We start from the raw sequence: 17,186 nt of genomic DNA, 5'->3' as shown, positions 1-17,186 counted from the left end.
GATGTCCATGTGGGTTACCGGTGCGAACGGGTTCATCGGCCGCCATCTCGTCCGCGAGTTGGCGGGCGGCGGGCATGCGGTGCATGGTGTCGGCCATGGCGCCCTCGATCCGGGCGATGCGCGCGCGCTCGGCTTGCAGGCCTGGATCAACGGCGAGGTCGACGCGGCCAACCTGAATGCGCTCGCTGCTGCGCACGGACTGCCGTCGCACGTCTTCCATCTCGCCGGTGGATCGTCCGTCGGATTGTCGATAGAGCGTCCGTTCGAGGATTTTTCGCGGACCGTAGCCAGTACGGCGCGCCTGCTTGAATGGCTTCGAAGCTTTGCGCCCGCGAGCCGGCTGGTGGTGGTGTCGAGCGCTGCGGTCTACGGTGCCGATCATACCAGTCCGATTCCCGAAAGCGCGGCGCTGGCGCCGATGTCGCCCTACGGCCACCACAAGCGGATGATGGAGCAGCTGTGTCACAGTTACGTCCAAAGTTTCGGCGTTCGCTGCATGGTCGTGCGATTGTTCTCGGTCTATGGTCCCAACCTTCGCAAGCAGCTTCTGTGGGACATCTGCTCGCGGCTGCGGAACGAGCAGCGCACGCTTAATCTCGGAGGGACGGGGGCCGAGATCAGGGACTGGACCGACGTTCGCGACGTTGTTCGCCTGCTGGCGCGCGTCGCGGAAGCGCCGTGGCAGGACGATTTTGGCGTGATCAATGGCGGCTCCGGGCGCGGCGTGAGCGTGGCCGGCATTGCCGAAGGCCTGATCGGGCATTGGGGCGGCAACACGGTCGTGCGGTTTTCCGGCGTCGCGCGGCCGGGCGATCCGACGAGCCTGCTGGCCGATAACGGGCGCGTGCTCGACATGAATTTCGATTGGCACATCCCGCTGGAGCGCGGCCTGGCCGACTACGTCGAATGGTTCAGGGGCCAAGCCCGTGCCTGAGCGCGCGCCGGTGCGGATCGCCTTCACCAACATTCCGCGCCGCCTATGGGCGGGAGGCCATAACTATCAACGCAATCTGTTCGAGGCGCTCAACAGGCACGCGCCGGGATCGGTGACGCCCGTGCTGTTTGCCGGAACGGCTGATGATTCCGAGGAGATCGTGGCGCTGGCCGGCATTCCCGCCGTCGAGGTCGTGCGCTCGCCGGTGTTCGATCATGCCGCGACCGGCCTTGCCCGTGCGACGGACCTCGCCCGCGCGATTGCCTTTGGTCTGGACGGTCCCGCCGTCGCCGAGTTCAGCACTCGCAAGATCGACATGGTGTTCGAATCCGCGCGCTTCTTTGGCTGGCGTCTGCCGTTCCCGGCTATCGCCTGGTTCCCGGATTTCCAGCACCGCTTGCTCCCGCATCTTTTCTCGAGGAGCGCCTATTGGCGGCGTGATCTCGGCTTTCGGATCCAGCTTGCCTCCGGCCGCCACGTCATGTTGAGCAGCGCCAGCGCACTTGGTGATCTCAAGAAATTCTATCCGGGCCTGTTGAACGCCGTCTCCGTGGTCCGGTTTGCGACCGAACCGCCGGCCAGCCTCCTCGCCACGAATCCGTCCGACGTGATCGCAAGCTACGGCTTGCCGCCGCGCTATTTCTATCTGCCGAACCAGTTCTGGCGTCACAAGAATCACCAGCTCGTCGTCGATGCGCTTGACCTCTTGAAACGCAGGGGGCTGGACGTCGTCGTCGCGGCCTCGGGAAGCACGCTGGACTTTCGCGAGCCCGGTCGTTTTGAAGCGATGATGCAAGAGGTCAAAGCGCGCGGCCTCGAGACGAACTTCCGGCATCTCGGAATGATCCCGCTCGACCATGTCTACGCGCTCCTGCGCGCATCGGCGGCGCTCATCAATCCTTCGGAGTGCGAGGGGTGGAGCACCACCGTCGAGGAAGCAAAGTCGTTTGGTGTCCCGATGCTGCTGTCCGGCCTCGAGGTGCATCGCGAGCAGACCGAGGGCCGCGCGCGATATTTCGGCATCCGCGATGCCGAAGCCTTGGCCGAGCACATGTCGCAGGTCGCGCGATCGGCCGATCCTGGGATCGTCCGCGACCTCCTGCCCAATCTCGATGAGCGCGTCAAAGCCTTCGTTGCCGATTTCGTCCGGCTGACCGCGGATGTGATGAAGAATCCGGGAGCTCCCTAGTCAGGGTTTCCCGTCCGCATCGAAGATGCCTCGCGGCGTCACATACCAGAGCAGGAAGAGAAGCGCGGCGCCGTGGGTCACCATGGCGACGGAAAGCGGCGTGTTGAGCAGAACGTGCGGTAGCGTGCCACTGGAGATCAGCACGAAGCGCTGCGGCAGTCCTGCCGAGGCCCGGTTGCCCAGAGCCAGGATGAAACCCGCCGCAAGTGCTGTCAGGGGCGCAAGGTAAAGTCCGACCGAGGCGACACCCTCCGTCGCGAACAGGGAGGCGTTGAGCATGCCGAACCCGTACGTTTCCTGCATCACTACCGACAGTTGATCCTGGTAGGCGCAAGGCATTACGGTTTTCAGCAGCGAGATCTGACAGAAATGGGTCAGCGGATGGCTCGCAAAGAAATCGTTGTAGATGTCGAGCGCACTCGATGTCGTCGCGATCATCCGGATGTTGACGAGGTCGAAATATCGGCCGACGAATCCGTTGAGGCTTGCGCCTGTTGCGACGTTCCCGACGAGGCCGATCAGCATGGGAATGAAGATCGAAAGGATGACCGAAGTTCGCGCCGGCGCAAAGCGTGACAGCACGGTCAGCGCGAACAGCCACGCGGGCGTGAAGAAGGTAAATTTCGTCAGTGTGATCGGATAGAAGAAGAGGAGCAGGATCACGACCAGCACGGCACGCCAGCGATGGCCGAGTAGCCAGTAACAGGCGAAGGCGAACGGCAGCAATGTGCTGGAGACCCAGCCGATGAGATATCGCACCGGGCCGGGAAATGCGATCTCGCCGCGGTAATCGTAGATGTTTGCGATCGCGACCAGGCGGAAATTGTAGGTCGAGGCGACGGCGATGGTGCCGATGGAGATCGCCAGGATCAGCGTCAACAGATGCTCGAAGCGGGCATTCGACAGTGCGACGAGCTGCCGGAACGGCGCCCGCACGAACAGCATGGGCAACAGCACCAGTACCAGCGACAAGCCCGCCGAAAACCCCGCGAGCAATCGCGGATAGCCGTATTCGGAGAAGACGTCGATCCACAGGAAGCCGAGGATCATCGTGTAGAAATAGAAGCCAACGAAATAGCCGAAGCTGAACCGGGCGGCAGCGAACAGCAGCGAGACGATCGAGAAGGCGGACGCGATGGCGACCGCGATCCAGACGCGGTCGCCGCTGAAGTGGATATAGGACTGGAAAGTCGCAACCCTGATCAGGGACAGGCAGGCGACAGCGCTATGCAACAGCACCAGAGTCGTCAAAGCGGCCCTGGTGTCGAGCCGGGCTCGCAGGTTGCTGATGATGTCGGACAGAGCGCTCATGGCGGACGGGCTCGCTTGCGGACGGGGTGAGCTGCGAGCGGGATCAGGCGATTTCGAGCGAGTGCTTGAAATAAGCGATGGTCTCCTTCAGGCCGTCCTCGAGCGCAACCTTCGGCTCCCAGTTCAGCGTCGCCTTCGCCTTGGCGAGGTCGGGCTGGCGCTGCCGCGGGTCGTCCTGCGGCAGCGGCTTGAACACCAGCTTCGAGCGCGAGCCCGTGAGCTCGATGACTTTCTCGGCGAGCTCGCGGATCGTGAACTCGGAGTTGTTGCCGAGATTGATCGGGCCGGTGACGTCTTCGTTCGTCACCATCAGCCGCAGGATGGCCTCGACGAGATCGTCGACATAGCAGAACGAGCGGGTCTGTCCGCCGTCGCCGAACACGGTGATCGCCTCGCCCTTGAGCGCCTGGACGATGAAGGACGACACCACGCGCCCGTCATTGGGCTGCATGCGCGGGCCGTAGGTGTTGAAGATGCGCGCGACCTTGATCGGCAGGCCATGCTGGCGCCAGTAGTCGAAGAACAGCGTCTCGGCGCAGCGCTTGCCTTCGTCGTAGCAGGAGCGGATGCCGATCGGGTTGACGTTGCCCCAATAATCCTCGGTCTGGGGATGGATCAGCGGATCGCCGTAGACCTCGCTGGTCGAGGCCTGGAAGATCCGCGCCTTGAGCCGCTTGGCGAGGCCGAGCATGTTGATGGCGCCGTGCACCGAGGTCTTGGTGGTCTGCACGGGGTCGCGCTGGTAGTGGATCGGCGAGGCCGGGCAGGCCAGGTTGAAGATCGCGTCGACCTCGATATAGAGCGGGAAGGTGACGTCGTGCCGGACCGCCTCGAACAGCGGGTTTGCGATCAGATGGGCGATGTTGCGCCGGCTGCCGGTGAAATAATTGTCCGCGGACACCACCTCGGCGCCGGCGTCGAGCAGCCGCTCGCAGATGTGCGATCCGATGAAGCCGGCGCCCCCGGTCACGAGGATGCGGCTGTTCTTGTAGCTTTCAAACGGCATTATCGGTTCCAGCTGGGTCTCGGGGGGGCGGCCTCGCCAAGTGCGGCCGGCAGAGTGGTATCGGCTACGGGCAGAAAGGCCAATAGGTTTGCATTTAGTAATATATTACCGCTGTGAATATCCCAAGGTTGCGCCTGGACGGTTTTTCAGCTGTCTCTGGTTCGTATAGAAGCCGTCAGGAATGCAAGGGGATCCGTGTTCCCGTTTGGAGCCAGGTGAATGAAGGTCGTAATTCTCGCGGGTGGTCTAGGAACCCGAATTGCCGAAGAGACCAGCACGCGGCCGAAACCGATGGTCGAGATCGGCGGCCGGCCCATCCTGTGGCACATCATGAAGATCTACAGCCATTACGGCTTCAATGATTTCGTGATCTGCCTCGGCTACCGGGGCTACATGATCAAGGAGTACTTCGCGAACTACTTCCTGCACATGTCCGACGTCACCTTCCATCTCGCCGAGAACCGGATGGAGGTGCATCGTGAGACCGCCGAGCCCTGGCGGGTCACGCTGGTCGACACCGGCGAGGACACGCAAACCGGCGGCCGGCTGAAGCGGGTGCTGCCTTACGTCGCGAACGAGCCGTTCTTTGCGCTGACCTATGGCGACGGCGTCGCCGACATCGACCTCGCCGCCGAGATCGCCTTCCACAAGGCGCATGGGCGCAGGGCCACCGTCTCGGTGGTGCGGCCCGCGAAACGGTTCGGCGCGGTCGCGATCGAAGGCGACCGGGTGGTCAATTTCGAGGAGAAGCCCAATGACGACGGCGGCTGGATCAATGGCGGATTCTTCCTGCTGTCGCCGTCGGTTGGGGAGCTGATCACGGGCGACAAGACGATCTGGGAGCGCGAGCCGATGGAGCAGCTCGTGCGCGGTGACGATTTGCGCGCCTATGTGCATCCCGGCTTCTGGCACCCGATGGATTCGCTGCGCGATCGCAATTTCCTCGAGGCCGAGTGGGCGGGCAACCGGGCCAAATGGAGGGTCTGGTGACGGATCCGACATTCTGGCGCGGCAAGAAGGTCTTTCTGACCGGGCATACCGGCTTCAAGGGCGCGTGGGCCTCGCTGCTGCTGCGTCGTCTCGGCGCCACCGTCTACGGCTATGCACTGCCGCCGACGCATCAATCCGCGCTGTTCGTGACGGCCCGCATCGCCGACGACATCAAGCACCGCGTGGCCGACATCCGCGATCTCTCGGCGTTGCGCGGCGCAATGGCAGAGGTCGATCCCGACGTCGTCATCCACATGGCCGCGCAGGCGCTGGTGCGCCCGTCCTATGAGGAGCCGGTCGAGACGTTTGCGACCAACGTGATGGGCACGGTGCACGTGCTGGAGGCGGCACGGCAGCTTCGCTCGCTTCAGGCGATGCTGATCGTCACCACCGACAAATGCTACGAGAACAACGGCACGGGCGCGGCCTTCCGCGAGAGCGACCGTCTCGGCGGCGACGATCCCTACAGCAACAGCAAGGCCTGCGCCGAGCTCGTGACGCACTCCTATCGTCACAGCTTCTTCAATGCGAAGGGCGCGGCGCGTGTCGCGACTGCGCGCGCCGGCAATGTCTTCGGCGGCGGCGACTGGGCGCGCGACCGTCTGGTGCCCGACGCGATGCAGGCCTTCCTCGCTGGCGAGGCGCTGCGCATCCGCAATCCCAATTCGGTGCGGCCGTGGCAGCACGCGCTCGATCCGGTGCTCGGCTATCTCAAGCTGGTCGAGCGGCTGGCGGGCGACGACCATTTCATCGGCGGCTGGAATTTCGGGCCCGACGCGGCAAGCGAGGTGCCGGTCGGGACCGTGGTCGAACATCTGATCGCGCTGTGGGGCGACGGCGCGCGCTGGACGGCCGATGCCGGCCCGCATCCGCACGAAGCCGCCTATCTCAGGCTAGACTGCGCCAAGGCGCGCGGCGAGCTCGGCTGGACGCCGCGGCTCGATCTGGCCCAGGGTCTGCGCCTCACCGTTGACTGGTACAAGGCGCTGCGCGAAGGCCGGGACCTGCGCAAATTCTCGCTCGACCAGCTCGATCAGGTCGTCGGCGCGTCGTCGAGGACGGTCGCGTGATGTGACGGCTCGCGGCGGCCGGGGCCGAAGAAAGCGGACCGCCGCGTCTCGACCGATCTTGCCGTGGCGCGAATGCGCAGGAGATCCTTGCGGGCGACCAGGCCGACGAGATGCCCGGTCTCGCGCTGGACGATCGGCACCCGCCCGACATCGGCCAGAACCATCCGATCGGCAACATGCGACACGGGCTCGTCGGGATAGCCGAGCGTGAGCGAGCGGTCCGAGGCGCAGTCGAACAGGGTGTCGCGGCCGTCGGCGCTTTCCGCGCGCCACCGCAGGACGTCCGAGCGGCCGACGAGACCGGAGACCCGTCCGCCGGCATCGATCAGCGGATAAGACTTGTGACGTCGTTCCCCGCCGGAGAAGAACGATACGGCTTCGCCGACGGTCATCGTTGCGGGCAGAGTATCGACATCCTTCACCATCACCTCGTTGACGCGAAGCAGGTCGAACGGGTCGATGCCGTATTCGCGCACGACGTGCTGGCCGCGCCGCGCGATCTTCTCGGTGAGAATCGAGCGCTTGAGCAGCAACACGGTGAGCGCATAAGCCGCGCTCGTGGCAATCAGAAGCGGTCCAAGCATTGCAAAGTCGCCGGTCAGCTCGACGGCAAACAGTATCGCGGTCAGCGGTGAGCGCATGGTGCCGCCCATCATTGCGGCCATGCCGATGAGCGCCCACGCACCATGCGCGCCCGGCAGCAACTGTCCTTCGAGCCAGCCGGCGCAGCCGCCGAAAATGAGAAGCGGCGCGAGGACGCCGCCGGAGGTGCCCGATGCCAAGGCAACGATCCAGATCGCCGACTTCACGAGCAGGATCAGGACCGTCGCCGACACCGCAATGTGGTCGTTGAGCAGGTCGCCGATGATATCGTAGCCGACACCGAGCGCGCGCGGCTCGATCAGGCCGCCGGCGCCGACGAACAATCCGCCGATCGCCGGCCACCACATCCAGTGAATTGGCAGGTGGCCGAAGAAGTCCTCGGCCTTGTACAGGAGAGTGGTCAGCAATCCCGATTGCAATCCTGCGGCGATGCCGATGCCGATACAGGCAAGCGGTCCCCACCACGGCAAATCGAGCTGGCCGGCGAACGGAAACAGCGGCCCGGTGCCGATCAGCCAGGGCCGCAGCGCCGACGACACCACGCAGGCGGCGATCACGGGAATCAGGCTGCGCGGCTTCAGCTCGAACAGGAGAAGCTCGACGGCGAGCATGACGGCGGCGACCGGGGTTCCGAAGATGGCCGTCATACCCGCAGTCGCCCCGGCGACCAGCAACGCCTTGCGCTCGGCGGCGGTGAGATGGAAGCATTGGGCGAAGAGAGAGCCGACGGCGCCGCCGGTCATGATGATCGGGCCCTCGGCGCCGAACGGGCCGCCAGTACCGATCGAGATGGCCGACGACAGCGGTTTGAGGACGGCGACTTTCGGCTGGAGACGGCTGCCGCCGATGAGGATGGCCTCGATCGCCTCGGGAATTCCGTGGCCGCGAATCTTCTCCGAGCCAAAGCGCGCCATCAGGCCGATGACGAGGCCGCCGACGGCTGGAGCCGCCACCATCCAGGCGCCAGGTTTCACGCCCGACAGCGAGAGCGTCTGCGTGCTCAGCGTTTGCAGCCATACCGCATTGGTGACGATCGCGATGGCGTGCAGCAACAGCCACGCCGTCGCCGCGCCGCCGGCGCCGACGAAGACGGCCATGGCAACCAGCATCAGAACACGCCGGTCTGTCGTGAAGTCGCCAAGGCGCGGCAGGGAATTGGCGGGGATGGAGCGTGGCATCTTGGTCCGATCGGGAACTACGCAATTATAAGGATGACGGAGCAGAGCCGGTCACAGCCGCCGGCTCGGCGGAAATATATCGTAAGGCGATATAAATCAATGGGTCATTGATGGCGGGAAGATCGAGTCGAAAATAAGTTGAAAGGCCGCTTGGCGCGGCAATTCCAGAATCGCGGCGATGCGCGCCTGCCGGGAGACTGCGTGTTTGTTCAACTCTCTGGCAAAGAGCGGCCGGTCAAAGCGGCACGTCGGCGACGTAGATGGCGGACTTGCGATAATATCTGGCGATGCAGTCGTTCGGCAATCGGTCGGCATTGGCCGTGACGTCGGCGGTCATCAGCAGAGAGGGTGTCCATTTATGCCAGGGAACGGCGATCACCGGTTCGATGCTTGTTGTCAGGAGGACGTGCCGGGCGACGCTTTCCTCCCAGTACGGGTAGAGGTCTTGCCACTGCTTGCGCAGTAGCGACGACGTTGAGCTGAAGCCGAGCGAGGCGATCATGAGAAGCGCAAGGCTGGTCGGCAGCGTGACCGGGTCGAGGAGGCCGCGATAGCGGCCTGCCGAAAGGCGCTCGCGCAATTGCCTGCGGTGCGCCCGGACCAATAGTCTGACACTCAGCATCAGTCCGAACAGCAGCAGGATCAGTGCCTCGTTCTGCGCTCTTTCGACGAGCCGGAACCCCGTCGCATACCGATGCGTGAAATATTCGAAGTAGCAGCAGGCCAGGCAGGTGGCGACGATGCCGAGCGCCAGCATCTTGCCGTTGGCATGTGCCGGCCTCGCTGGCTCCGGCTCGACGAGGGCGATGGCGCCTGCGGCGATCAGCGAGACGACGATTGCGGGCTCGCGGAAAAATCGGCCGAGCCCGACGAGCGAGTCGCGCAAGCCGTTGATCAGCGACGGCAGGAGGTGACCGCCATTCGGGAGCTGCTCCATGCGCGCGCTATTGCCGCTGGCCGATACCACGACGACGAAGCCGACGGCGATGGCGACGGCGATCAGGCCGTGATGCGCGATCTGGCGCGGCTGACCGAAGAGGTGGCGCGCGAGGAGGGATCCGGCGAGGATCAACAGCAGCCAGACGCCGGTGAACTCGTTGCACATTGCGGCGACGAGTCCGCCCAGAGCCATGCCGATGGTGAGCAGCCAGGAAAACTCGGTTTCGGTGTCGAGCGCCCGGGTGCACTCGCCCAGGATCAGAATGGTGAGGAGCGCAGGCGGGACGTAGCAAATCAGGCCCGTCAGCCAGTAGAGCAACTCGCGCAGGTTCGGCGTCGCGCTGACCACGGTGCCTGCAAATGCGAAGGTGAGGAAGGCCAATTGCAGCGCGCCGGCGCGAGGCCATGCGCGGACCGTCGCGACAGCCAATCCGAACAGGAACAGGCCCGCAGCCGCAGCCAGCGTCAGCGAATAGGCCGACAGCAGGCTGACATTCGCGGCCGCGGAGATCGCCGGCGGAAGTTGGCCCAGGATCAGGACCATGACCCGGCCCGACAGCGATTGATAGAAGATCGAAATGGTCTGGACGAACCCGTGGCGCGCGTGCAGATCCGCGAAACAGAAATCATCGTGCTCGGGCGCGCTGAGCAAGGTCAGCGCAAACAGGCAGGACAGAAACGCCGCGGGAAACAGGCTGCCCAGCGCCCACGCAAGGCTGGCCCTGCGCTCGGCAACAGGACGCGTCGCCGACGCCATAGCGTCTTGATTGTACACCCAAAGCCCCCCCGGTGCCCCGGGGCAGACTAGTGACAACCGATCCAGCTCGCAACGTTCATTTCGGGCAAATCTCGCGTACCGCTAGAATTGCCGCCGCTTGAGCCAGGCGCGCGCGCTCCAATGGCCGAAGCACCAGGCCGATTTGAGCAGTGGCAGCTGCTCGACGTTGCGGTAGACGTTCCAGACCCATTTGGCGGAGCGCACCGGGCGGCTGGAGACGGACGAGCCCCTGACGCGGTAGCGCGCCAGATCCTCGTTGAGGCCGTGGGCGATATGGCCGCGCCGGAGGATGGAGAGCCACAGGCAGAAATCGTCGTAGCCTTCGTTGGTCATCGCGACGGGCCCGGCGATCTCGCGGTCGACCAGCGCGGTCAGTGTCGCGATCGAGGTGTTCTTCAGAAGCTGATCGTAGCTGAGCTGCGCCGGCACCGCGATCAGCCGGCCGGACATGGTGTTGGCCTCGTCGATGCGGCGAAACGCAGTGTAGCTCAGCGCGGCGCGCCTCTCGCGGGCAAAGGCGATCTGGCGCTCGAGCTTGGCGGGAAGCCACAGATCGTCGCTGTCGAGGAAGGCGAGATAGCGGCCCTTGGCCTGGTCGATCGCGGCCTGGCGCGCCAGCGCCGGACCGCCGTTCTTCGGCAACCGGATCAGCTTGACGCGGGGGTCGCGTTCGCCGATCTCCGCGATGATCGGGGGGGTGCGGTCCGTCGAGCAGTCATCGGCGATCAGCAGCTCCCAGTCGTCGAAAGTCTGGGCCTGCACCGAATGGATGGTTTCCTCGATGAAGCGCTCGACGTTCCAGGACGGCATGATGATGGAGACGAGAGGCATCGCGTGATCCGTTCAGTGAGCAGCCACAGGCTCGGCGAGCGCGGCTCGCAACGAGGCCGTGAACGTGTCGAGCAGCCCGGGATCGCCGATGTAGAGCTCGCCGGGAAACGAGCGCCGCCACGCGGCTTCGAAATAAGGCGCTCCGCTGGCCGGGTCGAACGGTCCGGCCCTGAGCGCCTCGCGCAGGCGCTTCGGCACGTCGGCGAGACGGTCGGTCGAATAGACCAGCGGGCAGGTGCGATAGAACGCATCGCCCATCACCACGACCGGCTTGCCCAGCAGCAGCGCCTCGGCGCCCGACTTGCTGTTGACGGAGATGACGGCATCGGCCCGGTTGAGGACAGCGTAATTGTTGGTCTGCGGCGGCAACAAGACGAGATTGTCGAAGCGCCGTGCGAGCTCGAACAGCCGATCCGCCGAGATCGCGCCGATCTGCGCGGGGTGCTCCTTGACGACGAGCAGGTGCGAATCCGGAATCGTCCGCAGCAGGAAGTCGACGGTCGCGACCTGGTCGAGATAATCGGGCGCGCGCAGCGTCAGCGCCATGTCGGCGGGAACGTGGAAGGGATAGTAGACGAACGGCGTCTCGGGGATCGGGCGATAGAGCTTGCGCAGCCGCGCCGCGTTGACGGCCATCATCGCGTGCACCCTCGCGTGCCGCAGATTGTGTCCGAACTCCTGGTGCTTGCCGAGCGCGAACTGGTCCCACAGCTTTTCGGCGAGGCGGCGCGAGTTGCGCAGGTTCACCACCTTCTTGAAGGCCGCCGAGTAATGATGCGCGTCCTTCTTCGGGATCACGATCGCGCGCTGGTTCAGCGTGGCATCGAGATAGGATTTCACATCAGCCGAGACGTCGTCGGCGGGCTTCGCCATCATCTCGGGCGCGCCAAAACTGTCGGGCGTGAAATACATCCGTCCGCGAAAGAACGATGGCTCGATGAACCAGTTGCGGATGCCGCGGCGCTTCGCGGCGTAGAAGCTCGTGATCACGGAGAGGAAGCCGCCGAGCTCCTGCACCAGCTCGGCGCGTTTGCCTTGGCTCTCCAGCCGGTCGAGCAGCGCCTCCATGGCGTTGGTGTAGATCATGAAGCGACGGCGCAGCGCGGCGGTGTCGCGGATGCCGAATGTGAAGCGCTCGTGGCTGAACAGGAAGTTGGAGCCGTCCAGGCCGTAGGCTTCGATGCGGGCATCGAAAGCCTGCCGGTCATCGGGCGAGGGGCCGGTCTTGAGGCCTTCGCGGTACATGTTCATGACCGGGACGCCTGCGGCCGCCGACATCTCGGCGCTCCGATCGTCGAAGGCGAGCAGCTCGACCGCATATCCCGCCGCGCGCAGCCGCTGCGCCACCGGAATCCAGAATCGGGTCTGGTATTCGGCCAGCGTCGTGATCAGAAGGGTTTTCTCGGGCGACATGCGGGGCGGGGTTGCTCGGTTGCGGTTTCCGCATATAGAAGCCTGCACGATAGCTCAAGGGTGGATTGGGGCCGGTTCCACCGCCGAAGTGTGGTAGGAGACGGCCCTATCTGGCCCACCGTGGCGGGCACCGGTGCCGGCGGCCCGGGGCGGGATAGAGGAAGGCGGGCGCAAAGCGATGAATAAGCAGGTCGTCTTCCGCGTCGATGCTTCGGTCGAGATGGGGCTTGGTCACCTCACGCGGTGTCTCACGCTTGCCGACGCCCTCGCCGCGGACGGAGCGCGATCGTGCTTCCTCATGCGCAGCCACGCAGCCGGGCTGGCACACCTTGTCGAGAGCCACGGACACGCGGTGCGGCTGCTATCCGATCCGCTCGTCCGGCCGGCCGGGGCTGACAACGGCGGCGGGCCCTACGTGCATTGGCTGCCGACCAATTGGCTGGAGGACGCAGACCAGACCCGCAGCGCCCTCGACGAGATCGGTGCAGCCGAATGGCTCATCGTCGATCATTACGCCCTCGACGCAAGATGGGAGCAAGCCTGCCGGCGCAACGGCATGCGCATCCTCGCCATCGACGACCTCGCCGACCGTGCGCACGACTGCGAGATACTGCTCGACCAGAACCTCGTATCGCAGATGGAGACGCGCTATCGCGACCGCGTCTCGGTCACCTGCGTGCAACTGCTCGGGCCCGGCTACGCGCTGCTTCGTCCGGAGTTTGCCGCGCAGCGTGCGCTCCTCACCCGGCGCAGCGGCGCGATCAATCGCATCCTGATCTGCTTCGGCGGCTCCGATCCGAGCAATGAGACCGCGAAGGCGCTGGAGGCGGTCGCGAGCCTTGCGATGTCGCGCCTTGCGGCGGATGTCGTCATTGGAGCGACCAATCCGCATGCGGCGTCGGTGGATGCGCTCTGCCGCGGGATAGCGAACGTCACGCTGCATCGCGGAGCGAACAATATTGCCGAACTGATGCGGCGCGCCGATCTGTCGATCGGTGCTGGCGGCGTGATGAGCTGGGAGCGTTGCTGCCTTGGCCTGCCGACGGTGGCGATCGGCATTGCCGAGAACCAGGCCGACGTCCTCACGGCCCTCGCAGCAGCCGGGGCGATTGTGCATGTCGGTGCAGCCGCGTCGGTGACCGAGGCGGCGATCGCGCAGGTGCTGCATTCGCTGTTGCGCAATCCGGGGCAGGTGCGGTCGATGGGCGAAATCGCATTGGCCCTCGTCGACGGCGACGGCGCGCAGCGTGTCCGCCGCGCAATTTTCTCCTGACTTTCCAATGGGAAGCGAGCCTGAGACCCTGCCCATTCGGTTGACTAATCGATGGTCCGCGCCTATGGCGGAGCTGCTTGGGGATGGTTCGCGATGCAACCGTTTCGGGACGATCGGCTACCAAAGACGATGCTGGACTGTTATCGGAATGGCGTGAATCGGCCCGCGACAATAGGTGGCTAGACAAACGAGCCGGCCGGGGCGCCGTTTGATACGATGGAACCGCGACCCGTGAGCGTTAGGAGCAATCGATGACGGACAAGATCTCAGTTGCGGGGCGCTCGATCGGCCGGTCGCACAAGCCGTTCATCATCGCGGAAATGTCGGGCAACCACAATCAATCGCTCGACCGGGCGTTGGCCATCGTCGATGCCGCGGCGAAGACCGGCGCGCACGCGCTGAAGCTGCAGACCTATACCGCTGACACGATGACGCTCGATCTCGATCAGGGCGAATTCTTCATCGACGATCCGAACAGCCTGTGGAAGGGCAACTCGTTGCACAAGCTTTACCAGCAGGCTTACACGCCCTGGGAATGGCACAAGCCGATCTTCGAGCGAGCCCGTGCCCTTGGAATGATCCCGTTCTCCTCGCCGTTCGATGCGACCGCGGTGGATTTCCTCGAAGGGCTCGGCGTGCCCTGCTACAAGATCGCATCGTTCGAGAACACCGACCTGCCGTTGATCCGCAAGGTCGCCTCGACCGGCAAGCCGATGATCATATCGACCGGCATGGCGAATGTGGCCGAGATCGACGAGGCCGTGCGGACCGCGCGGGAGGCTGGCTGCAAGGAGCTGGTTCTGTTGAAGTGCACCAGCACCTATCCGGCGACACCTTCCGACACCAATCTCCTGACCATTCCGCATTTGCGCGGCATGTTCGGTTGCGAGGTCGGGTTGTCCGACCATACCTTCGGCATCGGAGCGAGCGTCGCCAGCGTGGCCCTCGGCGCCAGCGTGATCGAGAAACATTTTACGCTGGCGCGCGCCGATGGCGGAGTGGACTCCACCTTCTCGATGGAGCCCGCCGAGATGGCCTCGCTGGTGGTCGAGACCGAGCGCGCCTGGATGGCGCTCGGCGAGGTCCATTACGGCCTGACCGGGAAGGAGAAGGACTCACGGGTGTTCCGCCGCTCGCTCTACGTGGCCGAGGACCTCGCGGCGGGGGATGTCCTGACCGAGAAGAACCTGCGGATCATCCGCCCCGGCCTTGGACTGCCGCCGAAATATTTCTCGACCCTGATCGGCAAGAGCGTCGGCCGCGCCGTGCGCAAGGGCACGCCGATGAGCTGGGACCTTCTGACGCCAGCTGACGCTGCGGAGCCGCGACAGGCCGTGCCGAGGAACGCCCGTGCCTGAGCAGCCGCATGTCTGCCTGATCGTCGACAATCCGCTTCGTGACCTCGAGGGGTTGGTTCTGCTCGGGCGGGAGCTAGCGACGCGAGGCGTGAAGGTCACCCTCGTTCCCATGTACGAACAGGGCTTCGACGTTCCGGCGCTGCAACCCGATCTGGTGCTGTTGAATTACACGCGACCAAACAATGCCGACCTGATCAAGCGTTACAAGCGGGCAGGCATGCTGGTCGGCGTGCTGGATACCGAGGGTATCGGCGGCAACAATGCCGACGAGTTTGCCAAATTGGTCAAGACCGCGGGCTCTCCCGATCTGCTCGACCTCTATTGTGTCTGGGGACAGGCGCAACGGGCGGCCTTCCTCAAGCACGGGACCGTGCCCGCGCATATCCTGCATGCCACCGGGTGTCCGCGATACGATTTCTGTGCGGGGCCGTGGCGCGCGGCACTGTCCAAGCCGTCGGTCGGTGCGGGGTATGTGCTCCTCAACACGAATTTTCCGACGGTCAATCCGCGTTTCTCCAGAGGTCCGGATGATGAGGTGGAGACCATCGTCAACGCCGGCTATTCCAGGGACTACGCAAATCAGGTCGTCATCGAGGCGAGGCACGCCTATCAATCGACGCTCGAGATGTCGAAGAAGCTCGCCGAGCATTTTCCCGACGTGCATTTCGTGCTGCGTCCGCACCCGTTCGAAAACATCAGATCATACGATGCGTTGGCCGCCTACCCGAATTTCGAGGTGCGGCAGGAAGGCACGTCGATCGAGTGGATCAATCGGGCATCCCTGCTGATCCACCAGAATTGCTCGACGGCCATTGAAGCAACGATGCTGAATGTCGAGCCGCTGAGCATGGAGTGGTTCAATACGCCTTCCCTGCGTGTTCAGGCCGCCGCACAGGTCAGCCGTCCGGTCGCGTCGGAATCGGATCTGATCGCGTTGGTCAAGGATGGGCTGGAAAGGCGGATGCCCTCGGTTGCCGATGAAACCGCGCAATTCCGCCGCCAGATCATCAGCGATCTCTTTACAGCCATCGACGGCGCAAGCTCGATCCGCGTGGCCGATGTCATCCTCGACACAATCGCGACGGCTCGCGGCAAGGTGCGTTCCGGTATCGTGTCGCGACCTTCGTTGCGCGGCCGTGTGGTCGCCATGGCCCGTGCCACGCTTGGGTACAAGGCGACCTCGGCCCTGCGTCGCCGGTTTAGCTCGCCCGAGATCGAGTGTCGTCGCCTCGCCAAGTCCTTCGCGGTGGACATGGTCGGCGCCGTGCTCGGCCGGATAGACGCCGCTTCCGTGGATGGCAGGCGATTTTCCGTCCGCAGGGTCGTTGGCGACACGCGCCGGATGGCCGGGGCTGTGAGCGGCGCCAGCCTGCAATTGACGGAAGCGAGCTGACCTCACGTTCCCTGGATCTCTCTCACGAGTAGCCAAATGCAGAAATATCGATGCGTTCCCTCCGTATATGGTCACTCAGCCGAGCCGATGCCCAGCATCGAGGAGATCGAGAGGCATTATCGCGAGTCCTATTATCAGGACCCGACCGGGCAATACGCCAAGACGTACGAGAAGGTAGAGCTCGACTATTTCGACGATCGGGCGAATGTCGCACTCGACTTCTCAGCGCTTCACGGCGTCGCCAAGGGAAATGTGCTTGATCTCGGGTGCGGCGAGGGGTTTGTCCTGAAGTCGGCGCGGCGACGCGGCTTCAATGTCTACGGCGTGGACCACTCGCTGGTCGGCATTGAACGGCAAAATCGCGATCTGATCGACAGCAACCCCAGCCATTTCGTCGCCGGGGACATCGGCTCCCGGCGTCATTTCGAAGGCGTCGCGTTTGACCTGGTTTATTGCAAGAACGTCATCGAGCACGTCATCGATCCGGACGCCATCATGGCGCGCATTGCGTCTTATCTGGCTCCCGGTGGGCTCGCGATCATCGAAGTTCCAAACGATTTCTCGGAGCTTCATTCGATCATATTCGGCGATACAAGCAAGGAAGAGCTTTCCATCTTCGTGCCGCCCGTGCACCTGCACTATTTCACGACGAAGGCGCTTCCCGAGCTTGGCAGGCGTAACGGTTTCTCCGTCCTTGACTGCTTTGGCGATTACCCCATCGACCATCTCTTGATGGAGGATGCGTTCAATTACTACAAAGACAAGAAGCTCGGCTCCTCGGCGCATTCCTTGCGACGAAAGTTCTTCCGTTATGCAAGTGGAATCGACGTTGAGGCCAGGCTCGGCTTGTTCAGGTCGATCTTCACAGCGGGATTGGGCAGGGATATCTGTATCGTGGTGCGGCGCTGAACGGGCCGAAT

Annotated in this window: 14 protein-coding genes; 8 read left to right on the top strand and 6 right to left on the bottom strand. The window is 64.1% G+C overall.

Features of this window, described 5'->3' with window-relative positions; translation table 11 throughout:
• Position 1: 1 nt before the first annotated feature.
• Together AB7008_RS34315 and AB7008_RS34310 are read left to right on the top strand one after the other, a co-directional pair.
• On the top strand, positions 2–934 hold the full coding sequence (locus tag AB7008_RS34315) for an NAD-dependent epimerase/dehydratase family protein (protein WP_304490648.1): 933 nt from the start codon (positions 2–4) through the stop codon (positions 932–934).
• Positions 927–2,123, top strand: a complete 1,197-nt coding sequence (locus AB7008_RS34310; RefSeq protein WP_304490647.1) for a glycosyltransferase family 4 protein — start codon at positions 927–929, stop codon at positions 2,121–2,123. Before AB7008_RS34315 ends, AB7008_RS34310 begins: the two co-directional genes overlap by 8 nt.
• Here the strand turns inward: AB7008_RS34310 and AB7008_RS34305 are convergent, their stop codons facing one another.
• Together AB7008_RS34305 and AB7008_RS34300 are read right to left on the bottom strand one after the other, a co-directional pair.
• Entirely contained in the window at positions 2,124–3,434 is a 1,311-nt protein-coding gene (locus AB7008_RS34305) for a hypothetical protein (protein ID WP_304490646.1), read from the bottom strand.
• 43 nt (positions 3,435–3,477) lie between these two features.
• Complete coding sequence (locus AB7008_RS34300; RefSeq protein ID WP_028160193.1) at positions 3,478–4,440, bottom strand: UDP-glucuronic acid decarboxylase family protein; 963 nt, start codon at positions 4,438–4,440, stop codon at positions 3,478–3,480.
• A 219-nt stretch (positions 4,441–4,659) separates the two neighbouring features.
• On the opposite strand from AB7008_RS34300, the gene rfbF reads away from it, so the two are divergent.
• Together rfbF and rfbG are read left to right on the top strand one after the other, a co-directional pair.
• On the top strand, positions 4,660–5,430 hold the full coding sequence (gene rfbF, locus AB7008_RS34295; protein ID WP_014493827.1) for a glucose-1-phosphate cytidylyltransferase: 771 nt from the start codon (positions 4,660–4,662) through the stop codon (positions 5,428–5,430).
• Positions 5,427–6,500: a CDP-glucose 4,6-dehydratase gene (rfbG, locus tag AB7008_RS34290; RefSeq protein ID WP_441260224.1), complete on the top strand. Its 1,074-nt coding sequence runs from the start codon at positions 5,427–5,429 to the stop codon at positions 6,498–6,500. The genes rfbF and rfbG overlap by 4 nt, the downstream gene beginning before the upstream one ends.
• Here rfbG and AB7008_RS34285 read toward each other — a convergent pair.
• The 4 genes from AB7008_RS34285 to AB7008_RS34270 all read right to left on the bottom strand — a co-directional run bounded on the left by AB7008_RS34285 (position 6,464) and on the right by AB7008_RS34270 (position 12,242).
• Positions 6,464–8,281, bottom strand: coding sequence for a chloride channel protein (locus AB7008_RS34285; RefSeq protein ID WP_441260223.1), 1,818 nt, complete (start codon positions 8,279–8,281; stop codon positions 6,464–6,466). The genes rfbG and AB7008_RS34285 overlap by 37 nt on opposite strands.
• A 235-nt stretch (positions 8,282–8,516) precedes the next feature.
• Positions 8,517–9,995 (bottom strand): DUF6056 family protein, encoded by a 1,479-nt coding sequence (locus AB7008_RS34280; RefSeq protein WP_304490643.1) that lies wholly within the window; start codon positions 9,993–9,995, stop codon positions 8,517–8,519.
• An 84-nt stretch (positions 9,996–10,079) separates the two neighbouring features.
• Positions 10,080–10,829, bottom strand: coding sequence for a glycosyltransferase family 2 protein (locus tag AB7008_RS34275; RefSeq protein WP_304490642.1), 750 nt, complete (start codon positions 10,827–10,829; stop codon positions 10,080–10,082).
• A 12-nt stretch (positions 10,830–10,841) separates the two neighbouring features.
• Complete coding sequence (locus tag AB7008_RS34270; protein ID WP_304490641.1) at positions 10,842–12,242, bottom strand: capsular polysaccharide export protein, LipB/KpsS family; 1,401 nt, start codon at positions 12,240–12,242, stop codon at positions 10,842–10,844.
• Positions 12,243–12,420: 178 nt separating this feature from the next.
• On the opposite strand from AB7008_RS34270, the gene pseG reads away from it, so the two are divergent.
• The 4 genes from pseG (at position 12,421) to AB7008_RS34250 (ending at position 17,175) form a co-directional block, all read left to right on the top strand.
• Positions 12,421–13,515 carry a UDP-2,4-diacetamido-2,4,6-trideoxy-beta-L-altropyranose hydrolase gene (gene pseG, locus AB7008_RS34265; RefSeq protein WP_304490640.1) on the top strand — a complete coding sequence of 365 codons (1,095 nt, stop codon included), beginning with the start codon at positions 12,421–12,423 and terminating at the stop codon, positions 13,513–13,515.
• A gap of 251 nt (positions 13,516–13,766) precedes the next feature.
• Complete coding sequence (gene pseI, locus AB7008_RS34260; RefSeq protein WP_304490639.1) at positions 13,767–14,873, top strand: pseudaminic acid synthase; 1,107 nt, start codon at positions 13,767–13,769, stop codon at positions 14,871–14,873.
• Complete coding sequence (locus tag AB7008_RS34255) at positions 14,866–16,266, top strand: surface carbohydrate biosynthesis protein (RefSeq protein WP_304490638.1); 1,401 nt, start codon at positions 14,866–14,868, stop codon at positions 16,264–16,266. Before pseI ends, AB7008_RS34255 begins: the two co-directional genes overlap by 8 nt.
• 36 nt (positions 16,267–16,302) lie before the next feature.
• Positions 16,303–17,175 carry a class I SAM-dependent methyltransferase gene (locus tag AB7008_RS34250; RefSeq protein ID WP_304490637.1) on the top strand — a complete coding sequence of 291 codons (873 nt, stop codon included), beginning with the start codon at positions 16,303–16,305 and terminating at the stop codon, positions 17,173–17,175.
• The last annotated feature ends 11 nt before the right edge of the window (positions 17,176–17,186 follow it).

It is taken from the genome of Bradyrhizobium sp. 521_C7_N1_3 (assembly GCF_052075975.1).
Taxonomy (GTDB): domain Bacteria; phylum Pseudomonadota; class Alphaproteobacteria; order Rhizobiales; family Xanthobacteraceae; genus Bradyrhizobium; species Bradyrhizobium japonicum.
This window is presented reverse-complemented; position numbering and strand designations above follow the sequence as displayed.

Coding starts and splice junctions, on each gene's coding strand:
- AB7008_RS34275 (WP_304490642.1), bottom strand. CDS start 10,829: ATGCCTCTCGTCTCCATCATCATGCCGTCCTGGAACGTCGAGCGCTTC.
- pseI (WP_304490639.1), top strand. CDS start 13,767: ATGACGGACAAGATCTCAGTTGCGGGGCGCTCGATCGGCCGGTCGCAC.
- AB7008_RS34270 (WP_304490641.1), bottom strand. CDS start 12,242: ATGTCGCCCGAGAAAACCCTTCTGATCACGACGCTGGCCGAATACCAG.
- rfbF (WP_014493827.1), top strand. CDS start 4,660: ATGAAGGTCGTAATTCTCGCGGGTGGTCTAGGAACCCGAATTGCCGAA.
- AB7008_RS34250 (WP_304490637.1), top strand. CDS start 16,303: ATGCAGAAATATCGATGCGTTCCCTCCGTATATGGTCACTCAGCCGAG.
- AB7008_RS34315 (WP_304490648.1), top strand. CDS start 2: ATGTCCATGTGGGTTACCGGTGCGAACGGGTTCATCGGCCGCCATCTC.
- AB7008_RS34285 (WP_441260223.1), bottom strand. CDS start 8,281: ATGCCACGCTCCATCCCCGCCAATTCCCTGCCGCGCCTTGGCGACTTC.
- pseG (WP_304490640.1), top strand. CDS start 12,421: ATGAATAAGCAGGTCGTCTTCCGCGTCGATGCTTCGGTCGAGATGGGG.
- AB7008_RS34300 (WP_028160193.1), bottom strand. CDS start 4,440: ATGCCGTTTGAAAGCTACAAGAACAGCCGCATCCTCGTGACCGGGGGC.
- AB7008_RS34305 (WP_304490646.1), bottom strand. CDS start 3,434: ATGAGCGCTCTGTCCGACATCATCAGCAACCTGCGAGCCCGGCTCGAC.